Annotated in this window: 11 protein-coding genes; 7 read left to right on the top strand and 4 right to left on the bottom strand. The window is 65.9% G+C overall.

Annotated features, from left to right (window positions below):
* Nucleotides 1-71 precede the first annotated feature (71 nt).
* The 3 genes from M2650_RS09290 to M2650_RS09280 all read right to left on the bottom strand — a co-directional run bounded on the left by M2650_RS09290 (nucleotide 72) and on the right by M2650_RS09280 (nucleotide 4,867).
* Nucleotides 72-1,505, bottom strand: coding sequence for a Do family serine endopeptidase (locus M2650_RS09290; protein WP_249473543.1), 1,434 nt, complete (start codon nucleotides 1,503-1,505; stop codon nucleotides 72-74).
* A gap of 189 nt (nucleotides 1,506-1,694) precedes the next feature.
* A complete protein-coding gene (locus M2650_RS09285) occupies nucleotides 1,695-4,304 on the bottom strand; it encodes a serine/threonine-protein kinase (protein WP_249473535.1) in 2,610 nt (869 codons plus the stop codon).
* Nucleotides 4,301-4,867, bottom strand: a complete 567-nt coding sequence (locus M2650_RS09280) for an ECF-type sigma factor (protein ID WP_249473532.1) — start codon at nucleotides 4,865-4,867, stop codon at nucleotides 4,301-4,303. Before M2650_RS09280 ends, M2650_RS09285 begins: the two co-directional genes overlap by 4 nt.
* Before the next feature lie 361 nt (nucleotides 4,868-5,228).
* On the opposite strand from M2650_RS09280, the gene M2650_RS09275 reads away from it, so the two are divergent.
* The 5 genes from M2650_RS09275 (at nucleotide 5,229) to M2650_RS09255 (ending at nucleotide 12,574) form a co-directional block, all read left to right on the top strand.
* The gene (locus M2650_RS09275; RefSeq protein WP_249473528.1) at nucleotides 5,229-6,995 is read left to right on the top strand and encodes a YadA-like family protein; all 1,767 of its coding nucleotides are present in this window, start codon (nucleotides 5,229-5,231) and stop codon (nucleotides 6,993-6,995) included.
* A 623-nt stretch (nucleotides 6,996-7,618) separates the two neighbouring features.
* Nucleotides 7,619-9,772 (top strand): adenosylcobalamin-dependent ribonucleoside-diphosphate reductase, encoded by a 2,154-nt coding sequence (locus tag M2650_RS09270; protein ID WP_249473525.1) that lies wholly within the window; start codon nucleotides 7,619-7,621, stop codon nucleotides 9,770-9,772.
* Between the two features lie 175 nt (nucleotides 9,773-9,947).
* Nucleotides 9,948-10,469: a hypothetical protein gene (locus M2650_RS09265; RefSeq protein WP_249473522.1), complete on the top strand. Its 522-nt coding sequence runs from the start codon at nucleotides 9,948-9,950 to the stop codon at nucleotides 10,467-10,469.
* A 176-nt stretch (nucleotides 10,470-10,645) separates the two neighbouring features.
* Entirely contained in the window at nucleotides 10,646-11,440 is a 795-nt protein-coding gene (locus M2650_RS09260) for a TSCPD domain-containing protein (protein WP_249473520.1), read from the top strand.
* Between the two features lie 654 nt (nucleotides 11,441-12,094).
* Entirely contained in the window at nucleotides 12,095-12,574 is a 480-nt protein-coding gene (locus tag M2650_RS09255) for an REP-associated tyrosine transposase (protein WP_249473517.1), read from the top strand.
* Between the two features lie 227 nt (nucleotides 12,575-12,801).
* On the opposite strand, the gene M2650_RS09250 is transcribed toward M2650_RS09255, so the two are convergent.
* Nucleotides 12,802-13,557 (bottom strand): hypothetical protein, encoded by a 756-nt coding sequence (locus M2650_RS09250; protein ID WP_249473514.1) that lies wholly within the window; start codon nucleotides 13,555-13,557, stop codon nucleotides 12,802-12,804.
* 221 nt (nucleotides 13,558-13,778) lie between these two features.
* Here M2650_RS09250 and M2650_RS09245 point away from each other — a divergent pair, with 221 nt between their 5' ends.
* Both M2650_RS09245 and M2650_RS09240 read left to right on the top strand, forming a co-directional pair.
* Nucleotides 13,779-14,468 (top strand): DUF1579 domain-containing protein, encoded by a 690-nt coding sequence (locus M2650_RS09245; RefSeq protein WP_249473511.1) that lies wholly within the window; start codon nucleotides 13,779-13,781, stop codon nucleotides 14,466-14,468.
* Nucleotides 14,469-14,661: 193 nt separating this feature from the next.
* Nucleotides 14,662-15,315, top strand: a complete 654-nt coding sequence (locus M2650_RS09240) for a glutathione S-transferase family protein (protein WP_249473510.1) — start codon at nucleotides 14,662-14,664, stop codon at nucleotides 15,313-15,315.
* Nucleotides 15,316-15,371 lie beyond the last annotated feature (56 nt).

Here is a 15,371-nt window from a genome sequence, read left to right as displayed (position 1 = left end):
CCTTCGCTAGGGTGTGCCGATGATGGGCGGTGCGGGGTCGGGAGCCCGTGAATCCGCTCAGCGTAATGGATTCAACGCATCAGCACCTGGTATTGGCCGCGGCCGCGCACGATGCGCAGCACCAGTTGCTCCGGCGGCCTGGCGAAACTGGCGCGGAAGCTGGTCAGGTCGCTGAAGTTGCCGCTGCTGGCCGCCAGGATCACATCGCTCTGGCGCAGCCCGCTTTGCGCGGCGCGGCTGCCCTTGGCGACATCGGTGACCAGCACGCCGGACCAGCCCTGCCGGCGCAACGATTCGGGCAGCTCGGCGAAGTTGGCGCCGGTCAGGCGCGGATCGATGCTTTGGCCGTCGCGGCGCGTTTCGCTCAGACCGGTAGTCAGCTTCAGCGGCTTGCCGTCGCGGCGCACGTCCAGCGTCAGCTGGCTGTTGAGCGGTTGCAGGCCTTGGAAATTGCGCCAGGATTCGCTGTCGTCGATGCGCTGGCCGTTGGCGGCGACGATCACGTCGCCCACCTGCAGGCCGGCGGTCGCGGCCGCGGAGCCGGGATAGACGCGCGTCACCGCGGCGCCGCGCGGTTCGTCCAGGCCGAACGCGCGGTATTCGCGTTCGGTCACGTCCTGGGTTTCCACGCCGACGATGCCGCGCCGCACCTGGCCGCTGCTGGCCAATTGCTGCATGACGCTGCTGGCCAGGTTGGTGGGAATGGCGAAACCCAAGCCGATGTTGCCGGCCATGCTGCCCTGCGGATTGAAGCTGGCGGTGTTGATCCCGACCAGTTCGCCTTTCAAATTCACCAGCGCGCCGCCGGAATTGCCGGGGTTGATCGACGCATCGGTCTGGATGAAGTTCTGGAAGCCGATGCCCGGCAGGTTGCTGCGCCCGACCGCCGAGACGATGCCCGACGTCACCGTCTGGCCCACGCCGAACGGATTGCCCACCGCCACCACGAAATCGCCGACCCGCAGCGCATTGCTGTCAGCCAGCGCGATCGCGCTCAGGTTCTGCGGCGGGATCTTCATCAGCGCCACGTCGGTGTCGGCGTCGGAACCGACGAATTCGGCCTTCAGCGTGCGGCCGTCGGCCAGCGTCACCGAGACGTCGTCGGCGCCTTCGATCACGTGGTGGTTGGTGAGCACGTAGCCGCGCTGCGCGTCGACGATCACACCCGAGCCCAGCGATTCGCGCACGCGGTCCTGCGACAGTTCGGGGAACATGCGCCGGAACATCGGATCGTTGCCGAACGGGCTCACCCGCACCCGCTGCTTGCTGTGCACGCTGACCACCGACGGGGTGACCCGCTGCAGCATCGGCGCCAGTGACGGCAGCGCCTGGCCGTCGACCGACGTCGGCAGCGCGGCCACGTTGGGCACGGCGGCTATGATCGGCGGCGCGGCGGCCGGGGCGGCCTGGGCCGGGGTCTCCAAGCCGTCGCGCAGGGCGGTGGCGGCGAAGCCGCCGAATGCGGCGGCGGCGGTGAGGGCGATCAGGGTAGGCAGAGGACGCATCGTGGTTCGGATTGTCCGGTTCAAACGGGGATGAGACGTGAAATCGTAGCCGTTGCGGGCAAATCAAGGCCCGAGGCGCGCTGGCCGAATGGGCGGTCTAGTGTCCGCAATGACCGTTAAATGGCCTATGAAGTTCATTCGCCGCCCGGCCGTCGCGGCCCCAAGCGCCTTGCGCTGGCCAAGCATGAATCAGCCCATGGCGAGCCGACTGCGTGGATGGGAAGGCCCCAAGACCCGGGAGAAAGTAAGTCGGGCGCGCTGCCGCCAACGTTGCGCCTCATCGGCGCGGCCGGAGCCTTCGAGCAATGCCGCCAGGTCGCTGCTGATTTCCGCATAGTCGTCGGTGACGGCGAAATGCGCGGATTGCAGGCGTTGCAGGGCTGCGCGGATTTCTTTCTCGCCGTGGGCGCGATCGCCGGTGCGGAACAAGGCCAGGCCGTAGGCGGATTGCAGCCGGTTGAGCGGCGGATCGTCGGCGACGTGCCGGGTGGGAAATCCGGCGATCGCGGCGGCCAAGAGCGCTTTGGCCTGCTCGTCGCGACCCTGCTTGAGCAGGCATAAGCCCTGTTGCCCCTGCAGGACCGCCACTTGCGCCTGCGGGTCGTCGAGCGCGCGAGCGCGCGCAATGGCGCGGGCGAATGCGGCTTCGGCTTCGGCGTATCGCCCTTCCTGCATGAGCAGATAGGCGCGTACGCCTTGCACGTTGATCGCGATCGGATGCGCCGGCGGCAAGGCCTTGCGCAATACGCGTTCGGCTTCGGCGACGGCCGTTTCGGCCTCGCGCCAGCGGCTGGCCTGGCCGCTGCGCGCCATCGCCAATCCCATCTGCAGCCAGACCATGCGCGGGTGATCCGGGCCGTGCTGTTCGAGCATCAGGTCGGTGGCGCGTTGGAAGGCGGCTTCGGCCTCGGCGTAGCGATCCAGGCGCAGGTTGGCGTTGCCCAGGTTGTTCCAATCCACGGCCAGTTCGGGGCTGGCGTCGCCGAACAGGACGCGGCGGTCTTCCAGCACGGCCTGCTGCAATTCCAATCCTTCGCGGTGGCGGCCGCGATAAGTGAGGCTGGTGGCCAGCGTGTTGCGCAGCTTGCTGCGCCATAGCCGCGCCTGTTCGCCGGTGGCGTGTTCGATCAGGGCCAGGCCTTCGCGGGCATCGCGTTCGGCGCCGGCGTAGTCGGCCGCTATCCGGCGGATGATCGCGCGATCCTGCAGCACCTGCGCCAAGGTCTGGCCCTGCGCGCCGATGCTGCGCAGTTGCGCCAGGCCGCGTTCGACCAGGGCCAGGCCGGCTTCGGTATCGCCGAGGTTGTACAGGCTGAAACCGATCGCCGAACGCAATTCGGCCTGGGTCTCCGGCGCGTGTTCGAGTTCCTTGTCGACGCGCTGCGCAGCGGCCTTGAGCAAATCCACCGCGGTCAACTGCGTGCCGCGCGCGCTGCGCAGCGGGTCGGCTTCGCGAAACAGGCCGACGGCGAAATCGCGCGTACTCAGCGCGCGCGCGGCTTGGGCCTCGGCGCGTTCGGCATTGGCGACGGCGAGCGCCGCCTGTTCGCGCGCCTCGCGTGCCTGCCAGACGGCGGTCGCGGTCGAGCCGCTCAACGTCAGTATCGCCAGCGTGGCCGCGGCGACGCCCCAGCGGTGGCGGGCGACGAACTTGCGCAATCGATAACGCCGGTCGCCGCGCCGCGCGGCGATCGGCCGCCCATCCAGCCACGCGCGCAGATCGGCGGCCAGCGCTTCGGCGGAAGGGTAGCGGCGCGACGGGTCGGATTGCAGGCAGTGATGAACGATCGCCGACAAGTCGCCGCGCAACGCGGCGGCCAGCGCGCGCGGTGCGAGCTGCCGCGCCTGCGCCTGCATGGGCGCGATACGCTCGGCGGCGCGCGCGAGCGGCTCGGGTTCGCGTTCCAGCCGGGCCAATGCGGCCGAACCGGTGGCGCCGAACGGATACGCGTCCGCCAGCAGGCGGTACAGCACCATGCCGAGCGCATACAGATCGGTCGCGGTGGTGATCGCCTGGCCGCGGATCTGTTCGGGTGCGGCGTAGTCGGGCGTGAACGGGCGATCGGCCGTGGTGCCGCCGTCGGTGCCGGCCTCGAGCAACTTGGCGATGCCGAAGTCGAGCAGCTTGGCCTGTCCGTCGTCGGTCACCAGGATGTTGCTGGGCTTGAGGTCGCGGTGCACGGTGAGGTTCTGGTGTGCGTGCTGCACCGCCGCGCACACCTGCAGGAACAAGCGCATGCGCGCGCGCACATCCAGCCCGCCCGCGTCGCACCAGCGGTCGATCGGTGCGCCTTCGATCAGTTCCATCGCGAAGTAGGGCGCGCCGTTGTCGGCCACGCCGCCGTCGAGCAGGGTGGCGATGTTCGGATGCTTGAGCCGCGCCAGGATCTGCCGCTCGCGCAAGAAGCGGCGGCGCAGTTCGGGATGGTCCAAGCCCAGGCGGATCAGCTTGATCGCGGCCTGCTGCTGGAACTCGCCGTCGGCGCGCTCGCCGCGGTAGACCGCACCCATGCCGCCGCGGCCGACGATCCCGGCGATGCGCCAGGGGCCGATGCGCTGGCCGATCAGCGCGTCGTCGTCTTCGTCGGCGAGCGTCGCGTCGGCCAGCAGCGACTCGGGACTGCGGTCGAGCGCGGCGCCGTCGGCGCGGTCCATCGCCAGCATCGCGGCGACTTCGGCGTGCAATGCGGGGTCTTGCTCGCGCAAAACCCGCAGGCGCCGTTCGCGTTCCGCCACGTCCAATTCGACCAGCTCGTCGAACAGCGCAAGCGCACGTTGCGCGAGGCTCGGCGCGGTCATGGCGCCGCCTCGCTGCGGGTCATCTCGTGCAACAGGAAAGCGCGCGCCTTGCGCCAGTCGCGGCGCACGGTGCGGTCGGTGACGCCGAGCATCTGTGCGACTTCCGGTTCGGTGAGTCCGCCGAAATAGCGCCACTCGACGACCTGCGCCAAACGCGGATCGGCTTCGGCCAGACGCGCCATGGCGGCGTCCAGGGCGAGCAGGTCTTCGGCGCCGCGCTCGTCGCCGGCCAGACTGGAATTGAGCGTAACGCGCAAGCACTGGCCGCCGCGTTTTTCCGCCAGGCTGCGCCGCGCCTGGTCGATCACGATCATCCGCATCGCGCGCGCGGCGAGCGCGAGGAAATGCTCGCGGTCGCGCGGATCGACATCGGCATGCGCCAGCTTGAGCCAGGTTTCGTTGACCAGCGCGGTGGTGCACAGCGTGCGGTCGCGGCGATGGCGCAGCTGCCGGCGCGCGGCGCCGCGCAATTGTTCGTACACGAGCGCGTAGGCGCGATCGCCAGCCGCCGCGTCGCCGCCGCGCGCGCGGTTGAGCAGGACCGTCACCGACTCAGCTTCCATCCCCGACCCCCGCGCCACTCCCGCCTGCGAAGCCTCGCGCATGCGCCCGCGGCTGACAAGCGAATGCGTGTCCGCTTCGCGTACCCGAATCCGAGGAGCGCTTGCGAGGCCGTTCATGCGGTCCGGCGCTGTCGTGGGTTCCCCGCCCGCAGAGGCCGTCCCGGAGGGTACCGGGCGGCGTCGCGGCGGCGCCGGGCCGCTTTCTCTTGCGTCGCGGTGTCCGGATCCGGCGCCAGCTTCGGCCTGGAGCTGTAGTGCGATGCGACGCGACGGGGTCATGTCCGGATTCGCCGCCGCGTTGCGAGACCGCTGTCGAGGCCGCCGATCGGGGACGGCCGTCCACAAGATTCGGGAGTACGAAATGAAACGACCCATTCGGCACGCGCTGCTCGGCGCGGCGATCCTGATGCTGCTGTCGGCCGGCGCGGCCGCGGGCGAGGTTTGCGACAACACCGACGCCGGCGAAGCGGGCACCGGTTCGACCGCGTCCGGCGCCGGCGCTTTCGCCTGCGGCGTCGGCAGCGACGCCAGCGGCGACGACAGCGTCGCTTTCGGCGTGGACAGCATCGCCAGCAACCAGTTCGCGGTGGCGGTGGGCAACGAGGTCGTCGCCAGCGGCTACAAGAGCAGCGCTTTCGGCGTGGGAAACGAGGCTCTGGGATTGCAGTCCACCGCGGTCGGCAGCATGAACGCCAGCAGCGGCGGGAGCAGCGTGGCGGTCGGATACGCGAACGACAGCCTCGGCGATTACAGTTCGGCCGTCGGCGTCATCAACAATGCCACCGGACAGGCGAGCAGCGCCTTCGGCGCCAGCAACGATGCCAGCGCCGAACGCAGCAGCGCCTTCGGCTACGGCAACAGAGCCAGCGGCGTCGCCTCGGCGGCGCTGGGAACGCAAACTTTCGCTTCGGGCGTGGGCAGCCTGACTTTCGGGAGCCGCTACGTCATCGGCAGCGCCCAGGACAGTCCCGATACCATCGCCGCCGGCGACTATTCGGCCGCTATCGGCTGGGCCGCGCACGCTGCCGGCAGCGGTAGCGTCGCGTTCGGCCTGCGTACGGCTTCGACGGGGGCGAACAGCATCGCGCTGGGCACTTGGTGGGATCGCGACGGCGATGGTCTGGTCACGCTGGATGTCGATGCGTTGGGTGGTTCGACCCTGGACTCGAGCACCGAAACCGCCGTCGCCACCGGCACCAGCGCCGTGGCCATCGGTGCCGGCGTGGCCGCTACTGCCGACCATGCCAGCGCTTTCGGCGTCGATGCGCAGGCCAGCGCTGCGGGCAGCACCGCATTGGGTTTCGGCGCGCGCGCCGATCGCGAGAACACCGTATCGATCGGCGCCGCCGGCAACGAACATCAACTGGTGAACCTGCTCGCCGGCACGCAGGACACCGATGCGGTGAACGTCGGCCAGTTGCACCCGTTCGCGACCGCGCTCGGCGGCGGCGCCAGCTACGCCGGCGGCGTGTTCGTCGCGCCCAGCTATACGATTCAAGGCAACGCCTACGGCAGCATCGGCGACGCGTTCACCGCGGTGGACGACAGGCTCACCGCGTTGAGCGGGCAAGGCGGCATTCCGGGTCCGCCCGGTCCGCCCGGTCCGCAAGGACCCGCAGGCCAGGGCGGCAATCCCTTGAGCGTGGCCTATCAGGATGCAAGCAAAACCGGCATCCAACTGGAAGGCGCGGGCGGCACCGTGATCGGCAATCTCGCCGCCGGTGCGGCCGCGACCGATGCGGTCAACAAAGGCCAGATGGATGCCGGCGATGCGCAAACGCTGTCCTCGGCCAATGCCTACACCGATCAGCAGATCGCCCAGATCACCGGCTTCGCCGGCGAGATCGGCGCCTTCCGCAACGACGTCAACCAGCGCTTCGCCAACCAGGACAAACGCATCAGCCGGATCGGCGCGATGGGCACCGCCATGGCCCAGATGACCGCCTCGGCCGCCGGCATCCGCCAGCGCAACCGCCTGGCGGTGGGCACCGGCGTCCAGGCCGGCCATGCCGCGCTGGCGGTGGGCTACCAGCGCGCGGTCAACGACCACGCCACCTTCACCCTGGGCGGGGCCTTCAGCGGCAACGGCGAGGACACCGTCGGCATGGGCATGGGCGTGGGCTGGTAATCGCGCCTTTCCAGCGTTGCGGACGCGCCACCACCCCGGGGCGTCCCCGGCACGCCGCGCGGTGCTCCTGCCGCGCGGCGTTTTTACGCCATGTCCCTCGCAGGGGCGTCTTTTGTAGGAGCGGCTTCAGCCGCGAGCTCTTCCTCCACGGCCTCGCGAACTTGGGGAAAGCGCTCGCGGCTGAAGCCGCTCCTACAAAGAGCCGCTTGGCCCCGAATATGGCCGGTTTTGCCTCGGGATCGCGTGCCCACGCCCATTCTGCAAAAGCATGACCGGGATCATAAAACCCGTTGACTTCGGCCCCGCCCAGGGGTAGCTTGGATCCCCGCGCCGCCACAACATCTTGGGGTGTGTGGGGCAGGTGAGGCCCAAGCAGTGGTGATTTTATGATCACCCGGCTTGGTTTCCGGGTCATCGCCTTGGGGGAGGTGAATGATGCGAGCAGGCAGGCCGGCAGGACGAAAACACAGCTGAAACGCGGCGCGCAAAGCGCAGCCGCGGCATCGCCGTCGGCGCGGCTCCGGGCCCCGGGCGCGCGGCGGGACTCACAAGAAAAAGCGGTACCCACAAGAACAATAGGCAGGGCTAGATCCCGCGCCCCGAACGATGGAGATGGAACAGGCATGAGCACAGTGCGCCTTGAGGCGGTCCAGCCCGGCAGCGACGACAGGGAAATCCCGATGCAGCCGGCTTCCCAGGACATCTGGGACAAGAAATACCGGCTTAAGACCAAGCAGGGCGTGGCCCTGGACGCGGATATCGACGGCACCTACCAGCGCGTGGCCAAGGCCCTGGCCGAGGCCGAGCCGACCGCCGAGAAGCGCAAATACTGGGGCGAGCGTTTCGTCTGGGCGCTGCGCCGCGGGGCCATCCCCGCCGGCCGCATCACCAGCAACGCCGGCGCCCTGGAGCACAAGCCGGCCACGTCCACGATCAACTGCACCGTGTCGGGCACCATCGAGGATTCGATGGACGGCATCCTGGACAAGGTCCACGAAGCCGGCCTTACCCTGAAAGCCGGTTGCGGCATCGGCTACGAATTCTCCACGCTGCGCCCGCGCGGCGCGTACGTGTCCGGCGCCGGCGCGTACACGTCCGGCCCGATGTCGTTCATGGATATCTACGACAAGATGTGCTTCACCGTCTCCTCCGCCGGCGGCCGCCGCGGCGCGCAGATGGGCACGTTCGATGTGAGCCACCCCGACGTGCGCGACTTCATCCGCGCCAAGCGCGAAGACGGCCGCCTGCGCCAGTTCAACCTGTCGCTGCTGATCACCGACGGCTTCATGGAAGCGGTGAAGCACGACGGCGACTGGCCGCTGGTGTTCCCGATCAACCACAAGGAAGCCGCCGACCTCGACATCAACGATGCCGAGCAGGTCGTCTGGCGCGAATGGCCCACCAAGGGCGCTTATGTGAGCCGCGACGACGGCCTGGTCGCCTGCCGCATCTACGGCCACCTGAAGGCGCGCCACCTGTGGGACATGATCATGGTCTCGACGTACGACTACGCCGAGCCGGGCTTCATCCTGATCGACCGCGTCAACGAAATGAACAACAACTGGTGGTGCGAAAACATCCGCGCCACCAACCCCTGCGGCGAACAGCCGCTGCCGCCGTACGGCGCCTGCCTGTTGGGCTCGGTCAACCTGACCAAGTTCGTGCGCAACCCGTTCACCGACCAGGCCTCCTTCGATTGGGAGGAATACAAGGAAGTCGTGCGCGTGTTCACCCGCATGCTCGACAACGTGGTCGAAGTGAACGGCCTGCCGTTGCAGCAGCAGCGCGACGAGATCCTGCGCAAGCGCCGCCACGGCATGGGCTTCCTGGGCCTGGGCAGCACCGTGACCATGCTCAAGATGAAGTACGGCTCGAAAGATTCGTGCGAATTCACCGAGCGCATCGCCCGCGAAATGGCCGTGGCCGGCTGGGAAATGGGCCTGGCTTTGGCGCAGGAAAAAGGCCCCGCGCCGATCATGGAAGAGCGTTTTGCCGTGACCGCCGCCATGCTGCGCCAGCGCCCGGAAATGGCCGCCGACGGCTGGAAGATCGGCCAGGAGATTCCCGGCAAGGTGCTGCACGCCCGCTACTCGCGCTACATGCAGCAGGTGGCCACGGTCGCGCCCGAACTGGTCGAGCAGCTGGCCGAAAGCGGCGCGCGCTTCACCCACCACAGCTCGATCGCGCCCACCGGCACCATCAGCCTGTCGCTGGCCAACAACGCCAGCAACGGCATCGAACCCAGCTTCGCGCACCATTACAGCCGCAACGTGATCCGCGAAGGCAAGAAGTCCAAGGAAAAGGTCGACGTCTACAGCTACGAGCTGCTGGCCTACCGCGAACTGGTCAACGCCAAGGCGATGCCGTTCGCCGAGGACGCCGAAGGCAAGCTGCCCGACTACTTCATCTCCGCCGACGACATCACGCCCAAGGAACACGTGGACGTGCAGGCCGCCGCCCAGAAGTGGGTGGACTCCTCGATCAGCAAGACCGCCAACGTCCCCACCGACTACCCGTACGAAGATTTCAAGGACATCTACCGCTACGCCCACGAGCAGGGCCTGAAGGGCTGCACCACGTTCCGCTTCAACCCCGCCGCCTTCCAGGGCGTGCTGGTGAAGGAAGCGGACCTTGAAAACACCCTGTACCGCTTCGAGCTGGAAGACGGCAGCGTCCTGGAAGTGAAGGGCAACGAACAGATCGAATATGACGGCGAAATGCACACCGCCGCCAACCTCTTCGACGCCCTGAAAGAAGGCTACTACGGCAAGTTCTAAGCTCCGCTTCGCCCTCTCCCGCTGCGCGGGAGAGGGACAGGCGCAAAGCGCCAGGGAGAGGGTCCGGCTTTAACCCTTCAGCCACGCAAGCAGAAATCCTTGCACCGCCACCAGATCGCGCTACATTCCGCAAACGGGCACATCGCCCGTCATTAGAAAAGACGAGGACACCCCGATGAGCAATGGAAACGGAGTCACGGCGACGATCTCCAACGCCGCCAGCGCGGTCGCCGAGAAAGCGTCCGAAGTGGGCGGCACGGTCGCCAAGAAAGCGAAAGGCGCGGTCGCATCCGCCAAAAAGACCGCCAAGAAAGCCGGCAAGGCCGTCAGCAAGCGCGTCGCCACCGCCAAGAAAGCGGTCGGCAAGCGCGTGACCAAGGCCAAGAAGACCCTGGCCTCGGCCAGCGCCAGCGCCAAGGCCGAAGTGGCCGCCCTGCGCAAGAAGGGTGCCGGCAAGAAGAAGGCCGCCAAGAAGTCGACCAAGAAAGCCGCCAAGAAGACCGCCAAGCGCACGGCCAAGAAAGCCGCCGCCAAGAAATCGGTCCGCAAGGCCGCCAAGAAGACCGCACGCAAGGCGCCGGCCCGCAAGGCGCCTGCCAAGAAAGCCGCCAAGCGTCCGGCGAAGAAGGCCGCCAAGAAGTCGGCGCGCGCTTCGCTGACCAAGCCGCGCCCGCCGAAGAAAGTCGCCGGCGGTTGATGTCGTAAAAGCCCTCTCCCGCAAGCGGGAGAGGGCTGCAATTTCCCTCTCCCCTTGCGGGAGAGGGTGCCCCGCAGGGGCGGGAGAGGGGTGTGAGGCGAAGCCGAATGCCCTTGCTCTTAACCCGTAAAACCGCCAAATAAAAACCATAAATCCAGCGCACCAGGAACACCGCAATGGCCGTCAAAATCGACAAGAAAATCAAGGGTTACGCCGTCGTCACGCCGGAAGACAAAGCCAAGGAAGCCGCCCAGGCCGCCTCGGTCTCCCGCGCCGCCGCCGAGGCCGACCTGCCCACGGCCGACGTGATCCAGATGCACGAGCGCATCGAGCGCCCCGAAGTGCTGATCGGCAGCACCTACAAGATCAAATCCCCGCTGGTGGAACACGCCATGTACGTGACCATCAACGACATCGTGCTCAACGCCGGCACCGAGCACGAACTGCGCCGCCCGTTCGAGATCTTCGTCAACAGCAAGTCGATGGAACACTTCCAGTGGATCGTCGCGCTGACCCGCATCATGTCCGCGGTCTTCCGCAAGGGCGGCGACGTGACCTTCCTGGTCGACGAAATGAAAGCCGTGTTCGACCCCAAAGGCGGTTACTTCAAAGCCGGCGGCGTCTACATGCCCTCGCTGGTGGCCGAACTGGGCGCGATCGTCGAAGACCACCTGAAGTCGATCGGCATGATCCACGACCCCGAGATGAGCCCCGCCCAGCGCGCCCTCATCGCCGAAAAGCGCCACGCCTACGAGCAGCGCTCAAAAAAAAACAATGAAATAAGCCCCACCGTCGGCGGCACCCTGGCCGACCCGGCCGAGCGCGAAAGCAACGAAGACATCGCAGTGACCGGCGACGGCGCGTCCTTCCCGCCGTCGGCGACGCTTTGCCATAAGTGCAGCGCGAAGGCGCTGGTGATTATGGATGGGTGTGCTACTTGTTTGAATTGTGGTTATTCAAAGTGCGGATAAAGCACTAGGGGGAGAGATGGATTCGCAAGACTCGCACTCCAGGGCGAATGCGGATTCGCCTTCTAGCTTGAAAACGAGTGCTACTGTAGCCGGCGTTATCCAAGATCAAAAACCACTCAGTCACTATGAGTTCGTTTTTGATCTTGTTACGGCCGTTGGCACAATAGTTGTTGCTGCGCTAGCAGTGTTTGGGGACAGATTCCGCAATTGGCTAGCCAAGCCAAAAATTAGCATTGAGCTTGAATCGAAGTCTCCATATGTGGGAGACGTTGAAAGTATCCCTGCTACGGCGGCAAGCGGCGCGGCAGAAGCTTTCCAAAGAATCATACGTCTTCGTCTAACGAATAACGGAAAACTGCCAGCCAGCGTAGCCCGGGTAAGCGAAGCGCACCCGGGGCTCTTCGATCCGACGTGACGTAATCCCGGGTGAGGCCTGCGGCCTTACCCGGGCTACGGGTTTTTCTTGCATGGCGGCGCGGATTCTTCCGATAGCCAGCGTAGCCCGGGTAAGCGAAGCGCACCCGGGGCTCTTCTATCCGACGTGACGTAATCCCGGGTGCGGCCTGCGGCCTTACTCGGGCTACGGGTTTTTCTTGCATGGCGGTGCGGATTCTTCCGATAGCCGTGATCGGTTGAGGCCGTCACGCTCGGGGCATGGTGCGATATCGGCGCAACCGCGAGTGCAACGGGACTTACTTCTTTACGGTGACGCTGCGCGACCGGCGGAGCAGTCTGCTGGTGGAGCGCTTCTGCGACCTGCAAGAGGCTTGGAAAGCCGCTGGTCGACGGATTCCGCACGATGTCGTTGCCGCCGTCGTGCTTCCCGACCATCTGCACGCCGTCATCGCCATGCGCGACGGGCGAGACGACTACTCCCGCCTATGGCAGGACATCAAGAAGGGCTTCACTCTGCGCACCAGGGCACGGCGCACTACGCAATCGCCCTGGCAATCGCGGTTCTGGGAACATACGATCCGCGACGAAACCGATCTGCGCGCGCATGTGGATTACGTGCATTTCAATCCGGTCAAGCATGGCCATGTCGAATGGGCGTCCGATTGGCCGCTATCTTCGTTTCATCGTTATGTGAGGGATGGTTTGCTTCCGCGGGATTGGGGCGACGCGGGACCTTGAAGGGGCGCGTCCCGGGTGCGCTGCGCTTACCCGGGCTACGACGACCGCCGCCGCGGGTTCATGTATAGGGCCGTAGGCTGGGTTGGCTCCATCAACCCAGCCTACGGTACTGGCCTCGAACTCAGCCCGCGCAGGGCGGAACCCGCGAAGCGGATTCCGCCGACAAACGCGCCCCGAAGCCGGGCGAAACACCTTCGGCGTTCCGCCCTAGGATCGGGTAATACGGCTCACGGCATCAAGTGATCTGCTGTAATTTTCTTGCCGTCGATCGATACCGACGCGTAGCCGCCTTGCCTTAAATCGTTGGATGCCAAACGGCCTGCCACATCGAGCCGTAGCGTATGGGTATTGCTGAAGGCGCCAGGGGCGGACAGTCGGACCCCCGACCATGCGTAGCGGCTGAAAACACCGCTCAGTCTGCTTTTTTGGGCTTCCATGACCGAGGTCAGGGCCGCGGCGTCGACCTTCGACAGCGGGATGACGTAGTCCTCTAGTTTGAAATCCGCCGCATTGCCCCCGGTGACCGTAATTTCGACCGGGTTCGGCGGTCCAAACTCCCCGCTTTCAAGGTCCAGGTCCGACCTTAGAAGCTTCCGCGAATCGTTAGGGTCCTGGTATTGGACGGTGCAGGTCGTCATCTCGCCTGCAGGCTCAATATGGCTGGGCTCGATCTCCTTGCCCGCGCTGAAGAATGAAGTGATCTCCGAGACCTTCGCGTCGGCCCCCAAGTGCTTGGCGATAGCGCGAAAGCACACGTCCGGGCCATCGGCCAAGTTGAAGGCTGCTGCGGCTCCGGTATCTTTTTGGGTCTTGGCTTCATCCATAGCCGGCGCCTGGGCCGACTGGGCTGTCGAGGACGGCTGGGCCGCTTTAGCCGCCGTGGAAGACGGCTCACCTGGGACTTCGTCGCTTCCTCCGCAGGCCGAGAGTCCGAGGGAAAGTACGATGTAGAAACACAGTGCGGCGGGTTGCGGCTTCAACATGGCGTTAGGCTCCTAAGACAGGATGGCGAATGGGGGAACCCATAAGACGGAATAAAGAAGGCATGACGGACAACCGCGCCGGTTGCCCGCAAAAACCGACCGTGTGCTGCCATCGACAACACCGCACGTAAGCCGCAGGGGCCGTAGCCCAATACCGCGATCCTCATTCGGCGGTTTGAAACCCGTCGTTCCATGCGCATGTCCAGCGTGGGCAGCTATCCGTGGACTGGGGCGGCAGCCTGGTGCGGATTCGCCGCATGCCGCATTCGGCGGCGGCGTATTTGGGCCAGCGGAAATGTGGCCCGAACCAAAAAGGCTTCGGCCCGGAACGCGGGTTCCGCTTGCGCGCTTGCAGGGATAGACTGCCGCCACGTCCGTCAAAAGGACAGCACATGAATGCGTTCTCTCTTTCGCCTGACGGGAAGCTTGCGATAACGGCCAGCGAGACTTCGTCAAAAAACGATTTCGATTATCTGGTGGGCAACTGGAACATCAGAAATCGTACGTTGAAAGAACCACTGGCCGGCAGCGACGAGTGGGACGAATTCGACGCGACCCAGGAGTTCCGCCTGATCTTGCTGGGCCTGGGCAATTTCGACATTTTCCATGCGGAGTTCGACGGAAAGCCATTCGAAGGCCTCACGGTGCGTTTGTTCGACCCGCAGACGCGCCTGTGGACGATCTATTGGGCCGACAGCGACGCAGTGAAGCTCGACGATGGAAAGGTAGGTTCGTTCGATGGCGATATAGGCGAATTCTTCGGCCGTGAGGTTGTCGCCGGCAAGGACGCCATCGTGAAATTCCACTGGGATAAGCGCAACCCGAAAGCTCCGATTTATAGCCGTGCGTTTTCCGCCGATGAAGGCCGAACGTGGGAATGGAATTGGTACTCGAAATTTTCGCCACGGTGATGGACTGAGTCGGCTCAAACGAGGGCCGCTCTTTCGGGGCGGCGCGGCGCCTTGCGTTCGGCGGGTCGGGACCCGCCCTACGCGTCGAAAAAATTTGCGGGCGGCGTCGATTTCGGAACCTTTCGTTCGTCGGTTCCCTGAGAGGCCGACTTGGCCACCGTGACATACGATTGATTCGTGACTGGAGCCCGCCATGACCCCCACCATCACCGCCTTCGAAAGTTCGCCGGACCGCGGCAAAGGCCTCGCGCGCGACATGCGCGTTCGCTGGGCGCTCGAAGAAGCGGGCCAGCCTTACGACGTGCGCTTGGTTTCGTTCGAGGCGATGAAAAAGCCCGCGCATCTGGCGCTTCAGCCGTTCGGACAGATTCCGACGTACGAAGAGGGCGACCTGGTCCTGTTCGAAACGGGCGCGATCGTGCTCCACATCGCCGAAAGCCATGCGAGCTTGCTGCCGGAAGATGCGAACGGACGCGCGCGCGCGATCGCGTGGATGTTCGCCGCGCTGAACACGATCGAGCCGCCGATCGTCGAACACACGACCGCCATGCTGTTCGAGAAGAAGGAGGCGTGGTACGAGCAGCGCCGGCCGATGCTCGAGGACCGCATCCGCAAGCGGTTCGCCGCGCTTTCGGATCGCCTGGGCGATGCCGATTGGCTCGAAGGCGGCTTCAGCGCCGGCGATCTCATGATGGTGGGGGTGATGACCAGGGCGAAGAGCTCGGGATTAGTGGACGAATATCCGAACCTCGCCGCCTACGTCGCCCGCGGCGAAGCCCGGCCCGCGTACCGGCGCGCTTTCGCGGCGCAGCTGGCGGTGTTTACCGGGGCTACGCAAGCCGGGTAGGGCCATCAACGAATTAATTGGTTGAAGACCGCTCCAGGCGGCCTAAGTCAGGCACA

The sequence above is a fragment of the Luteimonas galliterrae genome, assembly GCF_023374055.1.
GTDB lineage: Bacteria > Pseudomonadota > Gammaproteobacteria > Xanthomonadales > Xanthomonadaceae > Luteimonas_C > Luteimonas_C galliterrae.
Note: the sequence above shows the minus strand (reverse complement) of the source record. Positions and strands in the feature narration are given on the sequence as shown.

Bases quoted from the DNA above. Each gene is read 5' to 3' on its own strand.
- M2650_RS09280 (WP_249473532.1), bottom strand. From the start codon at position 4,867: ATGGAAGCTGAGTCGGTGACGGTCCTGCTCAACCGCGCGCGCGGCGGC.
- M2650_RS09270 (WP_249473525.1), top strand. From the start codon at position 7,619: ATGAGCACAGTGCGCCTTGAGGCGGTCCAGCCCGGCAGCGACGACAGG.
- M2650_RS09265 (WP_249473522.1), top strand. From the start codon at position 9,948: ATGAGCAATGGAAACGGAGTCACGGCGACGATCTCCAACGCCGCCAGC.
- M2650_RS09275 (WP_249473528.1), top strand. From the start codon at position 5,229: ATGAAACGACCCATTCGGCACGCGCTGCTCGGCGCGGCGATCCTGATG.
- M2650_RS09255 (WP_249473517.1), top strand. From the start codon at position 12,095: ATGGTGCGATATCGGCGCAACCGCGAGTGCAACGGGACTTACTTCTTT.
- M2650_RS09240 (WP_249473510.1), top strand. From the start codon at position 14,662: ATGACCCCCACCATCACCGCCTTCGAAAGTTCGCCGGACCGCGGCAAA.
- M2650_RS09260 (WP_249473520.1), top strand. From the start codon at position 10,646: ATGGCCGTCAAAATCGACAAGAAAATCAAGGGTTACGCCGTCGTCACG.
- M2650_RS09285 (WP_249473535.1), bottom strand. From the start codon at position 4,304: ATGACCGCGCCGAGCCTCGCGCAACGTGCGCTTGCGCTGTTCGACGAG.
- M2650_RS09250 (WP_249473514.1), bottom strand. From the start codon at position 13,557: ATGTTGAAGCCGCAACCCGCCGCACTGTGTTTCTACATCGTACTTTCC.
- M2650_RS09290 (WP_249473543.1), bottom strand. From the start codon at position 1,505: ATGCGTCCTCTGCCTACCCTGATCGCCCTCACCGCCGCCGCCGCATTC.